A 913-nucleotide genomic window follows, 5' to 3' on the forward strand; every position below is an offset into this window, starting at 1 on the left:
TTATATTCATTTTTATAATTACTATCGTTATCAGAAACGATTAAACGGCTTGAGTCCGTTAGAATTCAGGACTCAAGTCGCTTAATACATTTTTTATTATTTCCACTGTCTACTTGACGGGGTGCAGTTCAAATTTTGAGCCTGGGCTTTTTGTTGTTCTGAGAAGATTAGATTTTATAGAATACACAAATATAAAGAACTGAACGACTAGGCATAAATAACACTTATAAAAGTACATAAAATGATTGGTACCACAAGAGTACCCCAGAAGTACCCCAAAAGAGTATACAAAAATATACGATAATACTAAAAGTGAAAAATGTGATACACTATGAATCGTTGATATTAAAGGAATCTATCTATAGGAGAATACACAATATAAAATCATTTGAACTCTGGGACCCCCGAAATGGTTATCCTAAAAAATTACGAAACACTCGTTTAAAATGCGAGTGTTTTTTTGTTTGATGATTTGTCAAATTAAGTGCAACAGTTGCTCATCAAATGCCTCGTTTGCAGTTTTCCAACCAAGACATTTTCTTGGTCGGTTGTTGATATAGTTTAATGCTTCTGTTAGTTCTTTTGGTGATACTTCATCGAAATTTGTTTGCTTAGGGAAGAATTCGCGAAGTAATCCATTTCCATTTTCGTTACTTCCGCGTTGCCAAGAAGAATAGGCGTCCGCAAAATAAACATCAATTTTTAAGTCTTTTTCTAACACTTTATAGCAGCTAAATTCTTTACCTCTGTCTGTTGTGGCTGTTTTTATAGTGCCTTTTGGTAATTTAGTATGAAGAAGACGTACTGCTCTTTCCATTGATTGGGCTGAGCGATCTGGTATCAAAAAGCCAACATACCACCGTGTCATTCGCTCAATAAATGTTGCTACACAACCTTTTGCTTTCCCACGTCC

2 protein-coding genes are annotated in these 913 nt (G+C 34.8%); one reads left to right on the plus strand and one right to left on the minus strand.

What is annotated here, in order from left to right:
• Positions 1–4 precede the first annotated feature (4 nt).
• A complete protein-coding gene (locus C7Y47_RS26220) occupies positions 5–85 on the plus strand; it encodes an IS3 family transposase (RefSeq protein ID WP_366151292.1) in 81 nt (26 codons plus the stop codon).
• Positions 86–475: 390 nt separating this feature from the next.
• On the opposite strand, the gene C7Y47_RS24655 is transcribed toward C7Y47_RS26220, so the two are convergent.
• The coding region (locus C7Y47_RS24655) for an IS30 family transposase (RefSeq protein WP_142510567.1) at positions 476–913 on the minus strand (438 nt) is incomplete at its 5' end.

This window comes from Lysinibacillus sphaericus (assembly GCF_006864135.1).
Classification (GTDB): domain Bacteria; phylum Bacillota; class Bacilli; order Bacillales_A; family Planococcaceae; genus Lysinibacillus.